Raw genomic sequence first — 637 nt, 5'->3', positions numbered from 1 at the left:
GAATGCCATCAACTCTATCAAGTGTATTGCCCGTGCTGATGGTTCTTTGTCTGAGGATCCTGATACTATAAAGAATGAAGCTGTTTCGTTCTTTCAATCCATTTTGGGTAGTGACCCTGGGTCACCTGATGATTCTGGAATGTTGAATAATCTGGAGGGGTTTAGATGGTCTCAGGATCATGTTGATATTCTTAACCGGGGTATTACTGCTGAAGAGATTAAATCCACCATCTTCTCTATAAAGAATGACAAGGCTCCTGGTCCAGATGGGTTCTCCTCCCTTTTTTTCAAGAAAGCTTGGGATGTTGTGGGTGCTGATGTTATTGAGGCGATAACTTCTTTTTTCTCTTCTGGATGCATGCTTAGAGAGATCAATTGTACCATCATTGCGCTTGTGCCCAAGGTTCCAAATCCTTCTTCCTTTAATGAGTTTAGACCTATTGCTTGTTGCAATGTTGTGTATAAATGTATATCAAAAATTATTGCTAATAGGCTAAAGTTATGCATTCCTGACATTATTAGCCCTTTCCAGTCTGCTTTTGTTCATGGTAGAATTATTTCTGACAATATTCTGTTGACCCAAGAAATTATGCATAATTATCATAGAGATGTGGGGCCTCCTAGATGTGCTTGAAAG

General features: G+C 39.4%; 1 protein-coding gene. It reads left to right on the top strand.

Annotated elements, in window-relative coordinates:
- Positions 1-634, top strand: a 634-nt coding sequence (locus tag HLA95_RS27710; protein WP_222185187.1) for a reverse transcriptase domain-containing protein, incomplete at its 5' end; no start/stop codon positions are given.
- Positions 635-637 lie beyond the last annotated feature (3 nt).

It is taken from the genome of Geminicoccus harenae (assembly GCF_019800005.1).
Classification (GTDB): Bacteria; Pseudomonadota; Alphaproteobacteria; order Geminicoccales; family Geminicoccaceae; genus Geminicoccus; species Geminicoccus harenae.
This window is presented reverse-complemented; position numbering and strand designations above follow the sequence as displayed.